The following is an 18,024-nucleotide window of genomic DNA, read 5'->3' on the forward strand; positions in this document are numbered from 1 at the left end:
GAGGGGGCAGCGCGACGCCTTCGAATGAACACTCAGCCTGTCGGTTGCCAGACAGTCAGGGGGTTGGAGTGCGAGGATTCGTCGTCGTAGACAAACTCGAGCTCCGCCGAGGTGGTGTCGGGCACGTCGAGGGGGACCTCGATGATGTCGGTCGACTCGGCGGTGTTGATCTCGGTGACGACATCGAGGGTCACCGTCGACTTGTTGCGGTTGCTGTCATAGACGTGGAGGTAGGCCTCGGTGACCTGGAGGTCCACCGCCCACGGCTCGTGCGCGATGCTCATGTACAGGGTGTCGTTGTCCGCAACCTCATCATCCGGCACCTCAATGCTGCACACCGAACACTTCGGCCTCTCCGGCTGCGGAATCAAGAACGGCGTCGGAAGCGCCCCAATGCACAGCTGCGGCAGCGCGCTGTCTTGCAACATCGCGGTCCACAGCGTCGCCGACCCGCTCGCGGCGACGACCGCAGCCTGCGTCGCGGCGATGAAGCTACCAAGATTGCCATCGGTGTTCGTCGCCCTGGCCACGCACTCCAATGCGCTGCCAGCCGGGCTGGCCGCCAGCGCGGGACAGATCGCCAGCCGCCGCATGTCGACGCCGACGAACCCACCAGCGACGGCCGGCTCGCCCAGGCTGTACCCGCTCGAGTACAGCAACCCAATGACCTCGTCAGGTCGCAGCCCCGGGTTGGCGCTCCACACCAGGTGTGCCGCCGCGGAGTAGGCCGCCGCCGCGACGGAGGTGCCGGTCAGCGGCGTCGAGTCGACGCTGCTCACTGCACCCGAAGCTGGCGCCTGCGCCTTGGTCCCGCTGTCATGCCGCTGGTTGGGGATCTGCTCGTCGTGCTCGTCACGCCCCCCGACGGCGTGGATCAGACGAGCCGCGGCGATCGGCCCGTAGACCGGGTACATGTTGGTGTTCCAGTCGGGCTCGTAGCCCATCGCCAAGCACTCGGCCTGAGTGGGCGGCGTGATCTGTTCGAACGCCGCTGGCAGCAGCAGCCCGCCGCTCTGGTTCGTGCACCGATCGTGGCCGTTGCCGGCCGCGCCGATCATCAGGTTGCCGTAGCAGTAGGCCATCTTCGCGGCCTCGAGCGCGGCGAGGGTTGGGGCGAATGCGATGTTGGTCGCGTAGGCGTTTTGCAGGTCGGCGGCGACCGACACGTTGATGACCATCGGCGTGTGCGTGTCTGGATCTCCGTCGTCGTTGAGCTCGCGCCAATTCAGCACGGCCTCGGCCACGCCCATGCCAAGCTCGTGCATGTAGCCGATGTCGCCGCCCTCGTACCAGTTGGTCTTCGAGTACTCGGGCTTGCTGCGCGGCGTGACCAGCACGCGCTGGAGTTGCTCCTTGCAGCCCGCGCGGTCATCTGGGCAGCTCAGGTCGAACGCGAGGTTGCGGAGCAGATCCGCGTGCTCATGCGTGGCCTGATGGCCGTCGTGGGCGGTGTCCAAAAACGTCAAGATGGTCGGCGAGAGGCTGATGCCGTTGAGGTCGCCCGCGGTCACGGCCCCGACGTTGAGCATGTACGCGTCGTGGAGCCCGTCGATCACGGCCGAGCCATACAGCCCGTTGGGGATCACCGAAGGGCAGTCGGTGGCGAAGGTGCCCCCGTCGATATCGCCCGGGGGGGCGTAGTGGACGGCGTCCATGAAGTCCTCGTATGCGTCTTCATACGCCTCGTTCCCCAGGTAGTCGTACCTGCAGAAGTTCCGCAGCGGGCTGGCACCCGGCAGCGGCATGGTGGCCTGGTCGAGCCACGGCGAGCCCTCGGTGAACAGCGGCGTCGCCTTCCAGGTCTCGGGCATGGTCGCGAACGCGCAGTCGAGCGGATCATTGGTGACGATCCCGATGATCGGCGCGCCGAGCTGGACACACTCGAAGTCGAGCCCTGTGCTCAACGCATGAGGCTGGGCCGGCGAGGCCGTCTGGACATCGCCGACCGCGCTCGGTGTCTGCGGCACCTCGGGCAGCGCGTCGTCATCTTGATTTTCGAACTCACCGCAGCCCCCCAGCAGCAGCGCGCCCACGATTACACAGTAGATGTTCTTGTTCATGCCGTTTCCCCTCGTTGCCGGGCTAGCCCCGGTCCGTCTGAGAAATACCGGGGGCCTGCCGAGTGGATTAATGCCGGCGACATTTAAATCGAGCAGCTAGCAAGTAAATGACCCCCACATGGACCTTGGACTTCGCCGACTGCAGCTGCTGGCGCGTCTGGTCGCTCCGCTCCGCGGGGTCTATTGTTCGCAGGCGCATGTGTGGCCCCCTGGGAGGGGGCTCTGAACACATTCTCTGTGGGGGTCTAAACCATCCCCTCCCCTCCAGACTTGGCGGCTAGTCCCCGGAGCGCGGCGTCGCGCAGCTGGGCCGCCCAGTCGTCGAGGTTGGCCAGCGTGCTGCGCAGCTGCTCGGGCGAGCTCGACAGCGCCGTGAGCTGCTCGTTGAGCAGGATGCGCCCGCGACGGATCCGGCTCTTGATGGTCCCGAGCGGCAGCTCGAGCGTGCGCGCGATCTCGGCGTCAGACATCTGCTCCCAATAGTGGAGCTCGAGCGCGACCTGCATATCAACCGGGATCTGCCGTAGCGCCTCGAGCAGCAGCCGCTGCTCTTGCGACTGGGCGATCACCAGGCTCGGGGACGGGTCCAGGTTGTGGGCCGTCACGGTGCCGAAGTCGAGGCGCGCCCGCTCGCTCGCACGTTCACGGTAGTGCTTGCACAGCTGTCGATACGCGATAGCGAACAACCAGCTGCGAAATTTGTGCTCGTTCTGGTAGCGGTCGACCGCCTCGAGGCAGCCCAGGAAGGTCTTCTGGGCCAGGTCCGAGCAGTCGTCGCCGACCTTGTTTCGGAAGAAGCGATCGATGGCCGCGTAGTGACGCGTGAACAGCTGCTTGCCGGCGCGCTGGTCACCCGCGCGCCAGGCATCGAGGAGATCGTCGTCGCTGCGCACGGTGCAGTATATATGAAGGCGCTCGCCGTAGAGGAGAAGAGATCACCGGCGAAGAAGACCGAGAAGGTGACCCGGCCCGTTGTCTCGGGAGCCGGTTCCAAGGGTTGGGACCCGCACGCAGATCACGTTGTTCGATAAAAACCGGTCATCGCCAAAGGCCCCGGCCTGGACCTCGTCGTGCGGATCCAGTTTTTGAGCCCGCACGCGGACGCGAATGAACCACATTCACGAACGGTGATCTCGCACCACCCGCGTGCGCTGTAGCGGTGAAACGAGTTTCCCGACGCCGACAGGGCTCGCGCCCAGATCGTAGGGAGGGCACGTGGCCACCTTCTTATCGCTGCGCACCACCGTTCGCTGCGCGCTGCGAACCACTTCGCACTCGCATCGTCACGCGCGCGAGCCCATGAAATCCGACGTCACGCCTGGCCAAACCGGCACTCAGCCGCTTATATCGCTCGCGAGAGCAGGACGAATTGGTGAAGCGCTTCAAGATTCTCGGCACCGGCCTGGCGGTCCCTCAGCGGATCATGACCAACTTCGACATCGCGGAGTTGGTGGACACCTCGGACGAGTGGATCACCGAGCGCACCGGCATCAAGCAGCGGCACATCGCCGACGCCGAGACGTCCTCGGCGACGCTGGGTGCCCGGGCGCTGAAGGACGCCTGCAAGCGCGCCGGGGTGCCAGCCGCCAAGCTCGACGCGATCGTCGTCGCGACCTCGTCCCCCGACACCCTGTTTCCCTCGACCGGCTGTTGGATCCAAAACGAGCTCGGGATCCGTGGGATGCCGGCGTTCGACGTCGCCGCCGGCTGCTCGGGCTACTTGTACGCGCTCGAGGTCGCGGCCTGCATGCTCGTGGCCGGCTCGGGCAAGCGCATCGGCGTGGTCGGGTGCGAGGTCATGAGCAAGGTCGTCAACTGGACCGACCGCAGCACCTGCGTGTTGTTTGGCGACGGCGCGGGCGCGGCCGTCATCGAGTCTTGCGAGCAAGACATCGGGCTGCTGGCGTCCAACTGGGGCGCCGACGGCAGCCTCGCGCCGATCCTGTATCTGCCCGCTGGTGGCACCCGCACGCCCGCGACCGCGCAGACCGTGAAGGACGGGCTGCACACGGTGCAGATGGCGGGCAACACCGTGTTTCGCCACGCGGTCCGGGCCATGACCGCGGCCAGCAAAGCCGCGCTCGCGTCCGCCAACTTGACCCCCGACGACGTCGATCTGTTGATTCCGCACCAGGCCAACATGCGGATCATGGAGGCGTGTCGGCGTCGCCTGGACATCCCGGTCGAGAAGATGGTCTCGATCGTGGATCGCTACGGCAACATGTCGGCGGCGACGATCCCGATTGCGATCCACGAGGCCCGCGAGGCCGGCCGCATGCCCGATGGCTCGACGGTCGCGCTGGCGGCGTTTGGCACCGGCCTGACCTGGGCGGGCGCTGTGTTGCGAACCTGAGCGGTAATTAGACGCTCGCGGAGGCGAGCCAGGCGAGCAGCCCCAGCGATCCGTGTCCGCTCGCGAGCGCGAAGGCGGCTACCCGCATGCGCTTCTCGGGGGCCCCGAGCAAGACCAGCACCGACATCGACAGCCCGGCGCCCAGCCACAGCGTCGCGACCTCGACCAGCTCGGGATCTCCGTCGGCGCTGAGCAACGCCCGACCCACGAGCACGAGGATCGCCAGCGCCCCCCACCACAGGCCGCGATGGCCAACCCGCGCGACGGCGCTTCGCTGCGTCCACAGCCACCGCGATGCGGTGCCGAGCCCGCGCCACGACGCGCCGACAACCCGCAGCGTGAGCGCGGACAAGCGGGGCCACACCCACCTGGCGCTGATCGCCGTGGCTTGCGCAACGCCGTGCCACACGGTCCGGGTCGTGGACACGACCACGTGCGCGCCGTGAGCGGTCGCTTCACGGACCGCGGCGACCGTCTCGGGATCGACCATCGAAGCCCCCGGCGGGCGTGGGCTTCGGGTGGCAGATCCGCTCGCGGAAGCCCTCTCGGACCGGTTCTCGCCTGATTTGCGCGGCGAACGCTTGCCTGGCGACGAGCCCATCACGCGCGAGTGTTCCAGCTCAGCACCAGCGGTCAACTTTCTGGCGAACCCGGCAGCCCGGTCTGGGTCCCGGTGGTAGCCTGACGCGGTGACTCGCGCTCGGCTGCTCCCCCTGCTGCTCGGCCTATCCATGGTCTTTGTCAGCGGGACGGCTGCCGAAGCCAAGAAGGTCATCGTCCGCAACGTCAAGCCCGCGCCACCAAGTCCGCGTCCCCCTCCGCCACCGGCGTGGGACCAGGCCGAGGAGATCGGCAACGGTGGCTACGTGCCCAGCGGCCCCGAGGCCAACGGCGAGGGCAGCCCCATCGCGCTCGTCGAAGCCACGGCCACGGTCTGGGCCCTGGCCGGCAGTCGCTCATGGACCGGCTGCTCGAGCGTCGCGCACGAGGCCTCCAACCAGCTGTTCGGCTACCACGAAGACGTCAACAACTACCGCGAGAACCACCACTGGGCGATCCAGGCCCGCGAGTGCCCGAACGTCCCCGAGGTGCTCGCGATGGCGGCCCGCAGCGAGCTGCTGCGCCGCTTCGATCTGCCCGAGGGCCTCGACGAGACCACCGACCTCAGCACGATCGAGACCGGTGTGCTCGACAGCCGCGCTCAGGCGCAAGCGTGGATCGACGCGGCCCTGGTCGAGCAGGCGCGCCGTCGCGACAATCGCGGCCTCGGCCTCGAGTACTGGCGCGGCCGGGCGCTGCTGTCCACGGGTGACCTCGTCGGCGCGCGCAAGGCGTTGCTGCGCTCGCTCGCGCGGGCCAGCGTCGAGGGCTGGAAGCTCCGCCGCCTGCTCGCGCTGACCGAGCTGTACGCGGGCAACCTCGACGCCGCGCTCGACCTGGCCAAGCGCGCGTTTATCGACGCCCCGGAGGCCGATCGGGTCCCCTCCTACTTCGTGCTCGCGCTCGTGCTCGATCGCGCCGGAGATCAGGCCGGCGCCCGACGGCGCATGCAGACCGCGCTCGATCGCGACGAGGGCAGCCAGCTGCGCTCGCTCGAGTCCGCGATGCCCCTGCACGAGCGGCTCTACACCCGGGCCTACGCCAAGACCGTGCGCAGCGAGGCCAGCGGGGCGCTGCGGCTGTGGAACGCCTACCTCGCCCGGCCCGAACCCGAGGACCCCGAGCGCCGCCTCGCCGAGCGGCACCAGACCGCGCTTCGTCCCCTACCCGGCAACCTCGGCGGACCGGCCCACGCCAACGAGGGCGCCGCCGCCAGCGGTGGGCCCTGACCCCCACCCAAGGTTTGCAAGTGGCCCGCAAACATCGTACGTGAGCTCCCATGGCTGAGTCCATTCCGCGTAAGCCAGTCACCGTTCCGGATATCCTCGCCCGCAAGCGCGACGGCGTGCCGATCGTAATGGTCACGGCCTACGACGCGACCTTCGCTCGGCTGATCGACGCGTGTGACGTCGACATCGTGCTCGTCGGCGACAGCCTCGGAATGGTCATGCAAGGTCACGAGCACACGCTCGAGGTCACCGTCGAGCACATGATCTATCACGCTCGCTGCGTCCGTCGGGCGCTGCGGTGCGCTCACTTGACGGTCGACATGCCGTTCATGAGCTACCAGACCAGCCCCGACCTCGCGGTCGCCAACGCCGGTCGGTTGATCAAAGAGGGCGGCGCCGCCTCAATCAAGCTCGAGGGTGGCGCGCACGTGCTCCCAGCGATCGAGCGCATCGTCGCCGCCGGCATCCCGGTCATGGGCCACCTCGGCCTCACCCCCCAGAGCGTCCACGCCTTCGGTGGGTTCAAGGTCCAGGCCCGCGACGAGCAGACCGCCGAGCGCCTGCGCGACGAGGCAGCTCAGCTCGAGCGAGCCGGCTGCTTCTCGATCGTGCTCGAGGGCATCCCCGCCGCGCTGGCCACCGAGGTCTCGGCCTCGCTCACGATCCCCACGATCGGCATTGGTGCCGGCAACGGCTGCGACGGCCAGGTCCTCGTCATGCAGGACCTCCTCGGCCTCGACGACAGCTTCAAGCCCAAGTTCGTCAAGCGCTACGCCACCTTGGCCGATCCGGTCCGCGACGCATTCTCGGCGTTCGCCGCCGACGTCCGCTCGCGCGCGTTCCCGGGCCCGGAGCACAGCTTTGCCAGCAAGAACCCGCGGGTCGCCGCCGCCCCCGATCCCGAGCCCGACGACCACGGCGAGCCCCCCCGCCGCGCCGGCTACGGCCCTCGCTGAGCCCCCCAGATCCCCGACATGGCGATTCGTGTGGTGCGCAGCGTGGCGGAGCTCCGCGGATGGCAGGCGCAACACGCCGGTCGCGAGCTCGCCTTGGTCCCGACCATGGGCTTCCTGCACGAGGGCCACCTCGAGTTGATGCGAGCCGGCCGAACCCACGTCCCCCGCGAGCGCGGCGAGCTGGCGCTCTCGATCTTCGTCAACCCAGCCCAGTTCAACGATCAGGCCGATCTAGACAGCTACCCCCGCGACGAAGCCGGCGATCTCGTCAAGGCCGAGTCCGCCGGCGTCGACGTGGCCTTTGTCCCTGAAGTCGACGAGCTGTACCCCCCCAACGCCAGCACCTACGTCGAAGTCGGCGGCCTCGACCAGCACCTGTGCGGCGCCACCCGCCCCGGCCACTTTCGCGGCGTCTGTACGGTCGTCTCCAAGCTGTGGCAGCTGTTCTCCCCCACCGTTGGCCTGTTCGGACAAAAGGATTTTCAGCAGCTAGCGATCATCCGCCGCATGCATCGCGATCTATTTTGGCCCGGTCAGGTCATCGGCGTCCCCACGATGCGCGAACCCGACGGACTCGCCCTCTCGAGCCGCAACGCCCGCCTGACCCGACCAGGGCGGGCCGCCGCCCTCGCTATCCCCCGCTTCTTGCAACTCGTGAACCAGCGCTACGCCGCCGGCACACGCAACGCCTCGCTGCTCATCGAGGGCGCCGAGCAAGCCCTATCCCCAGGGCGAATTCACTATGTCTCCGTCGTCGACGCCGACCAGCTACAGCCAGTCGAGCAAGCCGACACCCCTACCCTGGTCGCCCTCGCCGTCTTCTTCGACGACGTCCGCCTCATCGACAATACCCTGCTCGGCGGCCCCCCATAGCAATCAGGGGAATCAGCGTGGTGACTTGTCACCCAATGGCGCAGGGATTAGACCCCAACCGGACTGAGGGAATCGCCTCATTTACCAGCGGCGACGCGGCGCTAGTGTTTGAGAATGAGCACACGCTTCGCCATAATCCCCACCCTCGTCCTCGGCCTGTCGATGGGCTGCATCACCGCTGACAAAGAAGACACCACCGCGGGTGACTCAAACGGTGAGTCGGGCACAGGCGAAGGGGATGGGGACGGCGACGGCGACGCTGTCGGGGACGGCGATGGCGATGGCGACGGCGACGGCGACGGCGACGGCGACGGCGACGGCGATGGCGATGGCGATGGCGACGGCGATGGCGACGGCGACGGCGACGGCGACGGCGACGGCGACGGCGACGGCGACGGCGACGGCGATGGCGATGGCGACGGCGACGGCGACGGCGGTCCCCTGTGCATCGAAAACGACTGCACCGACGGCATCGAGGACGCCCAGTTCACCATCAACGATCCCGAAACTGGCGGCGACGTCGGCCTCGCTCTGGGTGACCACGTGCGCATCTTCGGCCGCGACTCCAGCTGCCTAGAAGAGGGGTGCTCGAACGACTGGGGCGTCATGCGCGACATGGCCACGGGTGAGCTCGTCGTTGCGCTCTTCGGGGACCCTGTCCCCAGCGCTCCCGGCCTCAATAATGGGTGGGGCGAGACCCCAGACAGCTGGCTCGCGCCCCTAACATTCGAGTGGCACGAGTACGACCTGTGCGATCCCGTCGACTCTGGCTGCGGCAGTAACACGTTCTTCCAGCGCGCTGCGGTTCAGTTCGAGGACGGCGACGACGTCGGCCGCGTGCTCGACCGTCGCACTGGCTGGGCACCGCTCGGCTACCACGTGGGTGTGCGGAACTGGGAGTCCGGCGACGCCGACTGTGTGTTCGAGCTCTGGTACTACGCGTCCCTGTACATACACCGCACCAACTGCGATGGAGACTGCCCGGCGCCCACGTTTGCGCAAGCGTGCGAGCCGAAGCTGCCTCTCAACCAGATCGGTCACGCCTATTACTCGTTCTCGAACCCGCCCGGCGACGAAGAAACGAGCTTTAGCTTCGACCTCGAGTGCCTGGTGCTCGACATCGTGGTCGATAGCCCCAGCCAAGAGCGCGTGAAGCTCGACTGCGTGCCACCGTTCTGAGCTCAGAGCGGCGCTCGGGTTTGAGGTCGCGTCGCCAGGTACGTCGCTGAGCGTCGAGGTCGAGGAGCCGAAACACAGCTGTACTGGGTGTACTGCAAGTTTTCGGCGACACCGATCTCGGCGGTCAGTGGTCCGGCCGGTGGGAACAGATTAACGCCCCCGAACCGGATACAACCCCAAGAACGCCACCCCCACACAAACGACGATGGCCATCACCCCCACCTCCCCGATACTCCGCAACCCCGCATGATTCGCCGCCAACAACCCAGAGAATCCCGCCACGGTGGTCATCGCCGACAGCAGAGAGGCCTTGCCAGTCGCCCCCAGCGAAGCCTTCCCCCGGCCATGCCACAGGTGAATGCTCGCATCGATCCCCAGCCCCACGACCGCCGGCATCACCACCAGATTGAAGAAGTTCAACCGCAGAGGCCACAACCCCATGAACGCCAGCGCCACCATCACCCCAAGCCCGAGCGTAGCGAAACAAGCCACGGTCCCCTTGAGCTCCCGCAGATCCACCGCGATGAACAGCAAGATCACCACCAGCGCGTACACGGGGATCCGCTCCGCGTCGTGCTCGACCAGCCGCATGAGATCCGCAAACACCAGTCGACTGTCGGCAGCACGGACGTCCGTCCCCTCCAGCAGCGTGTCCAGCCGGTTCCGAACCGCGACGAGCTCATCAATGCTCCACCCCGCGATCTCGAGGTAGGCATGGGCGATCCGATCGCTGCGCCCGTCGGTCTCCCGAAACGGCTCGACCGTCCACCCCGGCAGCTCCTCGAGCGTCAGCGGGTCGGCCTTGGTCATGTGCTCGAGCGCCTCGAGGTGGGTCTGATACGCCCGGGCCTTCTCGTCGAGATCCGGCAGCTCGGCCAGCAGATCATTAGTCCGCTCGCCGATCTGCGCGATCACGGGAGCCTTGAGATCCTGCTGCGTGGGCATCACCGTGCGCAGGCTGTAGACCTCCTTGACCCACGGCTTGCGCGGCTCCCCCGTGTCGATCGCCCCAGCTAGCAGCTCGCCGCTCTCCTCGGCCGCGACCAGCCGATCCACGACGATCTTCAGCGACTCCGGATCATTGGCGACCAGCGCCAGCGACTTGTAGCGACCGCCAGTCTGCGCGTAGGGGATCTCTTGCTCGGACTCCGCGAGCACCGCGTCGGGCTCGTCGCTCGCGTTGAGCACCCGGGTGTCCTTCTCCATCCGCAGCTTGGGCGCGCCGTACAGCGCGACCCCAGCGAGCAGCACCAAGATCACGTAGCGCCCCTTGGCGAACCACCCCGCGACCGGGGGCGACACCAGCTTGTCGGCGACCGGCGGCCTGACCTTGGGCGGTCGACGAAGCGGCCCGAGCACCGTGTCGATCGCCGGCACCAACACCAGCGCCGCGATGAAGCACAGCACCACCCCCGCCGCCGAGATCATCCCGAACTCACGAAACGCCGTGAACTCGGCCAGCATCAGCACCAACAAGCTCGCGGCGGTCGTGGCCATGGTCGCGGCCAGCGGACGGAAGTGCCCGCGGATCACCGCTGGCCAGTCCCCGTCGCGGCCTTGTTGCTCACGCAGCGCGTACAGGTGCACGCAGAAGTCCACGCCCATCCCAAACAACACGGCGAACAGGAACACCGTCAGCGCGTTGAGCTGGCCAAAGCTGAGCTTGGCGACCGCGAGCGTCATGCCCATCGCAACCCCCATCGGCACGATGATCAGCGGCAGCACCCGCAGGCTGCGAAACCCGAGCAGCAACACGGCGAGCACCAGCGTGCCCGAGATCCACGTGGCCCGTCGCGCGTCGCGGACGATCGTGTTGACCGGCCCCGACACGTTGTAGGCCGCGACCACCTGGACCCTGGTCTCGGCCGCGATCCCAGCCTCGCGCAGCTCCTTCGCGCGGCGCTCGACCCGGCCGACGGCGTCCTGCGCGAACTGGACGTCGGTCGCCGGCGTCGACAGGCTCGCGTGGATCGTGCGGACCTTGCCGTCCTCGGCGGAGTAGGGCTTGCCGACATGCTCGGCCCAGTCCACCTCGCCGCGCTCGTTCTCCTCCGGCCAGATCAGCGCGACCTCGTCGGCGTCGAGCGTGCCCTGGGCGATCAAGCTCTCACGCTGCTCGGCCAGGAAGGCCTCGAAGTCGGGCTTGTCGGCGGCCGGCTCTGCGTCCGCGGCTGGCGGCTCGGGCTGCTCGCCTGGCTCGGGTTGCTCGGGTTGCTCGGGTTGCTCGGGTTGCTCGAGTTGCTCGCCTTGCTCGGGAGCGGGCGCCCAGTCGAGATCGTCGAAGCCTTCGTCGTCCCAGTCTTCCCCGACCGTCACCTCGTCGGTGTTGACGTCTCCGCCGCCGAGCCCCGGTCCGATCGCGCGGGCGATCGCCTGCTTGCGCTCGGCCTCGAGCTCGTCGCGCAGCTCTTCGAGCTGATCGAGCTCGAGCATGTACAGCGCGTGCGCGCGCAGCGGGGTGTAGTCGCGCTCGGCCGTGAGCGACAGGGTCTCGCGCCAGCTCGCGACCTCGTCCGCGAGCCCGATCACCATCGCGTTGGCGTCGGCGGCCGTCGGCGCCTCGATCGCGATCACGAACCCTTCGGAGCTGCCCTTGCGCTCCTCGAGCAGGTTGAGCGCCTTCACGCTCGGCGCGGACTTTGGCAGCAAGCTCCGCAGGTCGGTGTCGATCTGGATCGACGCGCCGAACCACACGGCGAACGAACCAATCAGCAGCGCCACGAGCAGGACCGCCGCGCTGCGAGTGCGAGTGTTGGTGATCCAACCAACCACGGCGGCGCAGCGACGCGCCAGGGGCCCTGCACGGGACGGCTCGGTCAACGCCATGTCGCGGGAGCGTAGCAGTCGGGCGAGCGGGTACGAGCGCCGTCGAGCGAGGTTACGAATCCATGTCACACGCCAGGCTCCGGGCCCGTACCCGTCGAACGCGCCGACCCACGCTCCACGCCGGCGACCTGAGGCGTGAGCTTGCCCTCTGCCAGAGCTTCGCTGCCCTCCCCCTGCCAGCGGGGCCATCGCGGAGCCTCCCGGTCGCTCGAGTTGTCGGTCGGCAGGTACTAGCCTGGCCTGGAGATATCCGGCACGATTCCGCCAACGGTCGATCACCCCCGCTCGCCGTCACTCATGCTCGCGTCTCCGCACCTCGCCATGTTGCCGCGCCTCGATGTCGGCTTGCCGCCATTGGGGGGCTCGTGTATGCGAGCGGCGCGCTGCAGCTCGGTCGCGGGCAACCAGAGGGATCAGGCGGTTCAGTGAGTCGAAGCTTCAAGGTCCTCACCCCGATCGAGGCACGGATCGTCGGGGCGCTCGGCCAGACCATGTACCCGCGCGGCGGCAGCATCCCGGTCGACGCTAGCGGCGCCCGAGCGATCGAGTACGTCGACGAGTGGTTGGTCGCGCTGCCCAAGCGCGAGCGAATCCTGCTGCGGCTGATGTTCGTGCTGTTCGAGGTGGCCATGCCCGCGTTCGGGCCCAGCCGGACCAAGACCTTCACCCGCGCCAGCCCCGAGGCCCAGTACGAGTACCTGTGCGCCTGGGAGACGAGCGAGCTGTACTTTCGGCGGGCCGCGATGCTGGGGCTGCGCTCGGTGTTCGCCCTCGCGTACCTCGCCGACGCCGAAGTCCAGCGTCACATCGGGGTCGATGACGGCGTCGAGATCCTCCGCCGGCAACGCGCTGGCACCACCAAGTCCCCCACCATCGCCGATCGGCCGGGCGCCGACATTGATCCCGCGGCCAACGTCGCGGTCCTGTCCGAGGCCGTCGACGCCGTCCGGGTGATCGAGCGTGAGCGTCGGGCCGCCGCGGCCCGGGCCAGCGGGGGCGACAACTAATGCACGTCGAACGCGTCAAACAACTAGAGCATCGCTGGTCGACCGAACAGTTGATGACCGGGGTCGAGCTGCCGCAGTGGCTCGAGATCCTCGGGGCCAACGACTATCAGGTCAGCCGCGAGTACCTGCACCGCCTCGCGTGGATCACCGGCTGGGGCATCCCCTCGACCGTGCTGGGCCGGCTCGAGGACGCCATCTACGCGCGCAAGCTCGCCCAGATGCGCGTCGACCCAACCCCGATCTTCTTGCTCGGGCACTGGCGCACGGGCACCACCCACCTGCACAACCTGTTTGGGCGCGACCCCAACCACACGGTCCCCACCTACTACCAGGTCATCTTCCCGACCTCGTTCTTGCTCACCGGGGGCATCGTCCCGCGGATCGCCAGCGGCGCGCTCGCCGAGACCCGCTCGTACGACAACGTCAAGCAAGGCTGGCACGAGGCCGCCGAAGACGAGATCGCGCTGGCCAAGCTGACCGGGCTCAGCCTGTACCTCTCGTTCATGTTCCCGGACGAGTCGGCCCGCTACGAGAAGTACATCGACTTCCTCGAGGCCACGCCCGACGAGCGCGAGCTGTGGAAGTCGGAGCTCGTCACCTTCATCAAGCGGATCATGCTTGCGACCAACGGCAAGCGGGTGGTGGTCAAGTCCTGCCCCCACACCGCGAGGATCCGGCTGCTGCTCGAGCTGTTCCCCGACGCGCGCTTCGTCCACATCCACCGCAACCCCTACGAGGTGTTCTCGTCCACGCTGCACATGCGCAGCAAGACCGACTGGGAGAACTTCTTTCAGCGGCCGCAGCAAGAGTTCATCTCGCAGCGGTGGGAGCACACCGCGGCGATCGGCCGGCGGATCTACGAGCGGGTCATCGAAGACCGGCACCTGATCCCCCCAGAGAATTTCGTCGAGATCGCCTACGAGGACTTCGTCGGCAACGAGCTGGCCACGCTCGAGAACATGTACACCAAGCTGCGACTACCCGACTGGGATCGCTACGCGGCCACGATCCGGCCCTACCTCGACTCCCTGCGCGGCTACAAGCGCAACAAGCTCGACATCAGCGAAGACCTGCGCGAGTTCGTCTACGACCGCTGGCGGCTTGTGTTCGACACCTACGGATACTCCAAGGAATACCCAGCGTGACCGGTAGCATGAAAGAGCTCATCGAAGAGCACCTGACCTCGGCCAACCATCTGTCCAAGCGCCACATCCACCCGCGCCTGCTCAAGATGTTCGAGATGGGTGGGTTGTCGGCCGCGTTCACCCGCGCCGACGGCCAGTACATGTGGGACAAGGACGGCACCCGCTACCTCGACCTGCTCGCGGGCGGCGGCGTGTTCTTCATTGGCCGAAATCACCCACAGGTCAACGACGCGCTGCGCGACGTCTTGTCGCTGCAGCTGCCGAACCTGTCGGTCGTCAACGCCTCGGCGCTGGGCGGGCTGCTGGCCGAGCGGCTGCTCGAGCTCGCCGGCCCGCAGTACACCAAGGCCGTGTTCGCCAACTCCGGCAGCGAGGCGATCGAGGTCTGCATTCGCTTCACCCGCTACATGACCCGGCGGCGCCGGTTCCTGTTCTTGCAGGGCGCGTTTCATGGCCGCACCTACGGCGCGATCTCGCTGTGCGGGTTCGAGCAGATGAAGGAGAGCCAGGATCCGTTGATGCCCGTGTGCACCTCGCTGCGGCCCAACGACATCGCCGGGCTGCGCAACGAGTTGTCCAAGCAGGACGTCGCCGCGCTGTTCATCGAGCCGGTTCAGGGCATGACGACCACCGTCATGGACGCCGAGTACATGCGCGAGGCCGAAGCCCTGTGCAGGCAGTACGGCACCGTGTTCGTCGCCGACGAGATCCAGACCGGGCTTGGCCGCACGGGCTCATGGTTCGCCAGCGCCGGGCTTGGCGTGCAACCGGGCATGATGACCGTGTCCAAGACCCTCGCGGGCGGGCAGATGCCGGTCAGCGCCGTGCTCATGACCGAAGAGGTCTACGAGGGCGTCTACAGCAAGTTCAAGTCGGGCCCGATCTACTTCTCGACCTTCGCCGAGAACAACCTCGCGATGGCCGCGGGCATCGCCACGCTCGACGTGCTGCGTGAGCTCGACGCCCCCAACCGCGCCCGCGAGCTCGGTGACATGCTCCACGCGGGCCTGATCGATCTGGCCTCGCGCTACGACTGCATCGATCGGATCAGCGGCAAGGGCCTGATGCTCGCGATCTACTTCAAGGACTCGGGCAGCCTGAGCCTGCGCGTGCAGCAAGAGCTGATCGGCGTGGCCGACAAGGGCGCGTTCGCGGCCGCGGTCAACTGCGACATGTTCGCCAAGCAGCGGGTGATCGTGCAGATCCCCGGCCCGGCGATCAACGCGATCAAGATCCTCCCGCCGGTCACGATCACCAACGAAGACGTCAGCTACTTCCTTGGCGCGCTCGACGACACGCTGGCCGGCTACTACAAAGTCGGCGGCCCGGTCATCTCGCTCGCGGGTGGGGCCGTCAAAGACGCCCTGCGCAACGTCAAGAAGGTGATCCCGGGTTTGGGCGGCGACGAGCTCATGACCCCGGTCGCGGCCGCCTCGCCTGCTCGCAACGGCATTGGCAATGGCAATGGCAATGGCGCCAAGCCCAAGCTCGAGTCGGCGCCCGAGCCCACCCCCGAAGCTCCCCAGGCGACCGACCAAAAAAAAAAGGGCACCGACCCTGGGACGACCGTAGGGTTCTAGAGTTCGTCGACTACACCAGCCCGATCGTCGATCACTGCGAGTTCGCGGTGGTCGGCTCGGGCCCCGGTGGGGCCTACCTCGCCCATCGCCTCGCCAGCAGCGGCCGCTCCGTCGTCCTGATCGAGGTCGGCCCGGTCGTGCGGACCCGCGACTTCCAAAAGGACGCGGGCGCGACCTTGTCTCGCTACTTCTTCGAGGGCGGCCTGCGCCGGACCAACGGCAACCTGTTCATGCCGACCATGCAGGCCCGCTGCCTCGGCGGCGGCTCGGTGTTCAACTCGGCGATCTGCATGCGCGCGCCGCAGTTCGCCGTCGACAAGTGGCGCATCGACCACGGCGTGGTCGGGGCCGACACCGAGACCATGGCCCCCCACTACGAGCGCGTCGAGGCGTTCATGGGCGTGCGCGAGGTTCAGCCCGAGGTCCAGGGCCGTCGCAACGAGATGTTCCGGGCGGGCTGCGAGGCGATCGGCGCGACCGCGACCGTCATCTCGCGCAACGAAGAGGGCTGCCGCGGCTCGAGCCAGTGCTTCACGGGCTGCCCGACCCGGGCCAAGAAGTCGCTGGACGTGCGCGGCGTGCCCGAGATGGTCGAGGCCGGCGGTCGCGTCTACACCTCGGTCCGCGCCGACACCCTGATCATGGACGGCGACCGCGTGCGCGGGGTCGAGGGCGTGGCGATCGAGCCGATCACGGGCAAGCTCGGCGAGCGCGTGCGGATCACCGCCAAGTGCACGATCCTCGCCGCCGGGGCGATCGCCTCGCCCGTGATCATGCAGCGCAGCGGCATCGACCGCGATCCGATTGGCCGCAACCTGCAGTTCCACCCCGGGACCGCGCTGATGGGCCTGTTCCCCGACGAGATCGCCCCGTGGAGCGGCGCCACCCAGGGCTACCACTGCCTCGACTTCATGCCCGAGGGGATCAAGCTCGAGTCGCTGTGGGTCGCCCCCTCGCTGCTCGCGTTTCGGTTCCCGGGGATCGGCGTGGGGCTCAAGGATCTCGTCTCGCGCTACAACCACATGGCGTCGTGGGACGTGTGGGTCAGCGGCGAGGACTCCTCCGGGCGGGTTCGGGCCCGGGCAGGCGGCGGCCACGACATTCGCTACCGCATCGAGCAAGGCGACGTGTGGCGCATGCAAGAGGGCATGGCCAAGCTGATCGAGATGTACTTTTCAACCGGAGCGACCTCGGTCTACCCGGGCGTGCACGGGCTCCCGCCGCAGATCACCAACGCCGACGGCGCCGAGGTCGTGCGCCAGGCCACGCTCTCGCCCAAGAACTTCCCGATCGCGTCCAACCACGTGTTCGGCTCGACCGCGATGGGCGAAGATCGTGCGCGTCACGTCGTCGACTCGAGCGGCGCGGCGTGGGACGTCGACGATCTCTACATCTGCGACACGGGCATCATCCCGGCCACGCCAGCGGCCAACCCGATGCTCACGATCATGGCGATCGCCGATCGCATGGCCGACACTTTGAACGCGCGCTACTGATGCTCACCGCACTGAGCTTGTCAGCCATGGCGGCCAGCATGGCGAGCGCGGGCCTCGTGACCGTGTGGATCGTGTTGATCGCGATCGTCGTCGGGATCTTCAGCGCGATCGCTCCGCTTGGTCCGGTCACGGTGCTGGTGATCCAGCGCGCGCTCGAGGGCGATCCCGTCGGCGCCCTGAAGATCGGGGTCGGCCGCGTGCCGGCCGAGGTGATGTACTGCGCGCTCGCTACGTTTGGGATCGTCGCCTTGCTCGAGCAGGTCCCGGGCGCTCGCCTCGCGATCGAGATCGTCGGCACCCTGGTGTTCCTCGCCGTCGGGATCTGGCTGGTCGTGCAGCGGCCCAAGCAGCCCGCGATCGTCGACGGTCCTGAGGATGGCGCCGACCCACGCGAGGAGCCGACCCGTCGCCAGTGGGGCTACGCGACCGGGTTCACCATCTCGATCCTCAACCCGACGCTGATCTTGGCGTGGTCGGCCGGGGTCGCAATTGCGTTGTCGATGGCCGAGTTCGAGCCGACGCAGCTGCACAAGCTGGTGTTTCCGCTCGCGCTCGGGGTTGGGATCGCGCTCGGGTACATGATCCTAGTTGGCGTGCTGAAGCGGTTTGGGGCCCGGTTAGAGCAGAAATTCGTGCGCTTGGCGATTCAGTCGATGGGCGTGGTGTTCGTGGTGTTGTCGGTCTGGAATGGTCTGGCGCTGGTGGGGCTCTCGTAAGGGC

At 67.7% G+C, this 18,024-nt stretch carries 14 protein-coding genes; 10 read left to right on the forward strand and 4 right to left on the reverse strand.

Annotated features, from left to right (window positions below; translation table 11 throughout):
• Positions 1–32 precede the first annotated feature (32 nt).
• On the reverse strand, positions 33–2,060 hold the full coding sequence (locus ENSA7_RS37725) for a hypothetical protein (protein ID WP_106094270.1): 2,028 nt from the start codon (positions 2,058–2,060) through the stop codon (positions 33–35).
• A 245-nt stretch (positions 2,061–2,305) separates the two neighbouring features.
• Positions 2,306–2,953 (reverse strand): RNA polymerase sigma factor, encoded by a 648-nt coding sequence (locus ENSA7_RS37730; RefSeq protein ID WP_106094271.1) that lies wholly within the window; start codon positions 2,951–2,953, stop codon positions 2,306–2,308.
• Between the two features lie 479 nt (positions 2,954–3,432).
• On the opposite strand from ENSA7_RS37730, the gene ENSA7_RS37735 reads away from it, so the two are divergent.
• A complete protein-coding gene (locus ENSA7_RS37735) occupies positions 3,433–4,413 on the forward strand; it encodes a beta-ketoacyl-ACP synthase III (RefSeq protein ID WP_244924043.1) in 981 nt (326 codons plus the stop codon).
• 7 nt (positions 4,414–4,420) lie between these two features.
• Here ENSA7_RS37735 and ENSA7_RS37740 read toward each other — a convergent pair whose 3' ends face one another.
• On the reverse strand, positions 4,421–4,903 hold the full coding sequence (locus tag ENSA7_RS37740) for a hypothetical protein (protein WP_106094272.1): 483 nt from the start codon (positions 4,901–4,903) through the stop codon (positions 4,421–4,423).
• 199 nt (positions 4,904–5,102) lie between these two features.
• Here ENSA7_RS37740 and ENSA7_RS37745 point away from each other — a divergent pair, with 199 nt between their 5' ends.
• The 4 genes from ENSA7_RS37745 to ENSA7_RS44635 all read left to right on the forward strand — a co-directional run bounded on the left by ENSA7_RS37745 (position 5,103) and on the right by ENSA7_RS44635 (position 9,250).
• The gene (locus tag ENSA7_RS37745; RefSeq protein ID WP_146158603.1) at positions 5,103–6,242 is read left to right on the forward strand and encodes a tetratricopeptide repeat protein; all 1,140 of its coding nucleotides are present in this window, start codon (positions 5,103–5,105) and stop codon (positions 6,240–6,242) included.
• 50 nt (positions 6,243–6,292) lie between these two features.
• Positions 6,293–7,198, forward strand: coding sequence for a 3-methyl-2-oxobutanoate hydroxymethyltransferase (gene panB / locus ENSA7_RS37750; protein ID WP_106094274.1), 906 nt, complete (start codon positions 6,293–6,295; stop codon positions 7,196–7,198).
• Positions 7,199–7,216: 18 nt separating this feature from the next.
• Complete coding sequence (gene panC / locus ENSA7_RS37755) at positions 7,217–8,071, forward strand: pantoate--beta-alanine ligase (protein WP_244924044.1); 855 nt, start codon at positions 7,217–7,219, stop codon at positions 8,069–8,071.
• A gap of 114 nt (positions 8,072–8,185) precedes the next feature.
• Positions 8,186–9,250 carry a hypothetical protein gene (locus tag ENSA7_RS44635; RefSeq protein ID WP_181234495.1) on the forward strand — a complete coding sequence of 355 codons (1,065 nt, stop codon included), beginning with the start codon at positions 8,186–8,188 and terminating at the stop codon, positions 9,248–9,250.
• 150 nt (positions 9,251–9,400) lie between these two features.
• Here ENSA7_RS44635 and ENSA7_RS37765 read toward each other — a convergent pair whose 3' ends face one another.
• Entirely contained in the window at positions 9,401–12,076 is a 2,676-nt protein-coding gene (locus ENSA7_RS37765; RefSeq protein ID WP_106094275.1) for an MMPL family transporter, read from the reverse strand.
• Between the two features lie 425 nt (positions 12,077–12,501).
• Here ENSA7_RS37765 and ENSA7_RS37770 point away from each other — a divergent pair, with 425 nt between their 5' ends.
• The 5 genes from ENSA7_RS37770 to ENSA7_RS37790 are packed head-to-tail and all read left to right on the forward strand — an operon-like array spanning position 12,502 to position 18,020.
• Positions 12,502–13,083: a hypothetical protein gene (locus ENSA7_RS37770; protein WP_106094276.1), complete on the forward strand. Its 582-nt coding sequence runs from the start codon at positions 12,502–12,504 to the stop codon at positions 13,081–13,083.
• Positions 13,083–14,228, forward strand: a complete 1,146-nt coding sequence (locus tag ENSA7_RS37775; protein WP_106094277.1) for a sulfotransferase family protein — start codon at positions 13,083–13,085, stop codon at positions 14,226–14,228. Before ENSA7_RS37770 ends, ENSA7_RS37775 begins: the two co-directional genes overlap by 1 nt.
• Positions 14,229–14,236: 8 nt before the next feature.
• A complete protein-coding gene (locus ENSA7_RS37780) occupies positions 14,237–15,808 on the forward strand; it encodes a class-III pyridoxal-phosphate-dependent aminotransferase (RefSeq protein ID WP_146158604.1) in 1,572 nt (523 codons plus the stop codon).
• Between the two features lie 47 nt (positions 15,809–15,855).
• The gene (locus ENSA7_RS37785) at positions 15,856–17,304 is read left to right on the forward strand and encodes a GMC family oxidoreductase N-terminal domain-containing protein (protein WP_106094279.1); all 1,449 of its coding nucleotides are present in this window, start codon (positions 15,856–15,858) and stop codon (positions 17,302–17,304) included.
• Entirely contained in the window at positions 17,304–18,020 is a 717-nt protein-coding gene (locus ENSA7_RS37790; protein ID WP_106094280.1) for a LysE family translocator, read from the forward strand. The genes ENSA7_RS37785 and ENSA7_RS37790 overlap by 1 nt, the downstream gene beginning before the upstream one ends.
• Positions 18,021–18,024: the final 4 nt, after the last annotated feature.

Source organism: Enhygromyxa salina (assembly GCF_002994635.1).
Taxonomy (GTDB): Bacteria; Myxococcota_A; Polyangia; order Nannocystales; family Nannocystaceae; genus Plesiocystis; species Plesiocystis salina_B.

What these genes read in the sequence shown, in the direction of transcription:
- ENSA7_RS37740 (WP_106094272.1), bottom strand. Translation starts at nt 4,903, where the DNA reads ATGGTCGATCCCGAGACGGTCGCCGCGGTCCGTGAAGCGACCGCTCAC.
- ENSA7_RS37780 (WP_146158604.1), top strand. Translation starts at nt 14,237, where the DNA reads ATGAAAGAGCTCATCGAAGAGCACCTGACCTCGGCCAACCATCTGTCC.
- ENSA7_RS37725 (WP_106094270.1), bottom strand. Translation starts at nt 2,060, where the DNA reads ATGAACAAGAACATCTACTGTGTAATCGTGGGCGCGCTGCTGCTGGGG.
- ENSA7_RS37765 (WP_106094275.1), bottom strand. Translation starts at nt 12,076, where the DNA reads ATGGCGTTGACCGAGCCGTCCCGTGCAGGGCCCCTGGCGCGTCGCTGC.
- panB (WP_106094274.1), top strand. Translation starts at nt 6,293, where the DNA reads ATGGCTGAGTCCATTCCGCGTAAGCCAGTCACCGTTCCGGATATCCTC.
- panC (WP_244924044.1), top strand. Translation starts at nt 7,217, where the DNA reads ATGGCGATTCGTGTGGTGCGCAGCGTGGCGGAGCTCCGCGGATGGCAG.
- ENSA7_RS37790 (WP_106094280.1), top strand. Translation starts at nt 17,304, where the DNA reads ATGCTCACCGCACTGAGCTTGTCAGCCATGGCGGCCAGCATGGCGAGC.
- ENSA7_RS44635 (WP_181234495.1), top strand. Translation starts at nt 8,186, where the DNA reads ATGAGCACACGCTTCGCCATAATCCCCACCCTCGTCCTCGGCCTGTCG.
- ENSA7_RS37775 (WP_106094277.1), top strand. Translation starts at nt 13,083, where the DNA reads ATGCACGTCGAACGCGTCAAACAACTAGAGCATCGCTGGTCGACCGAA.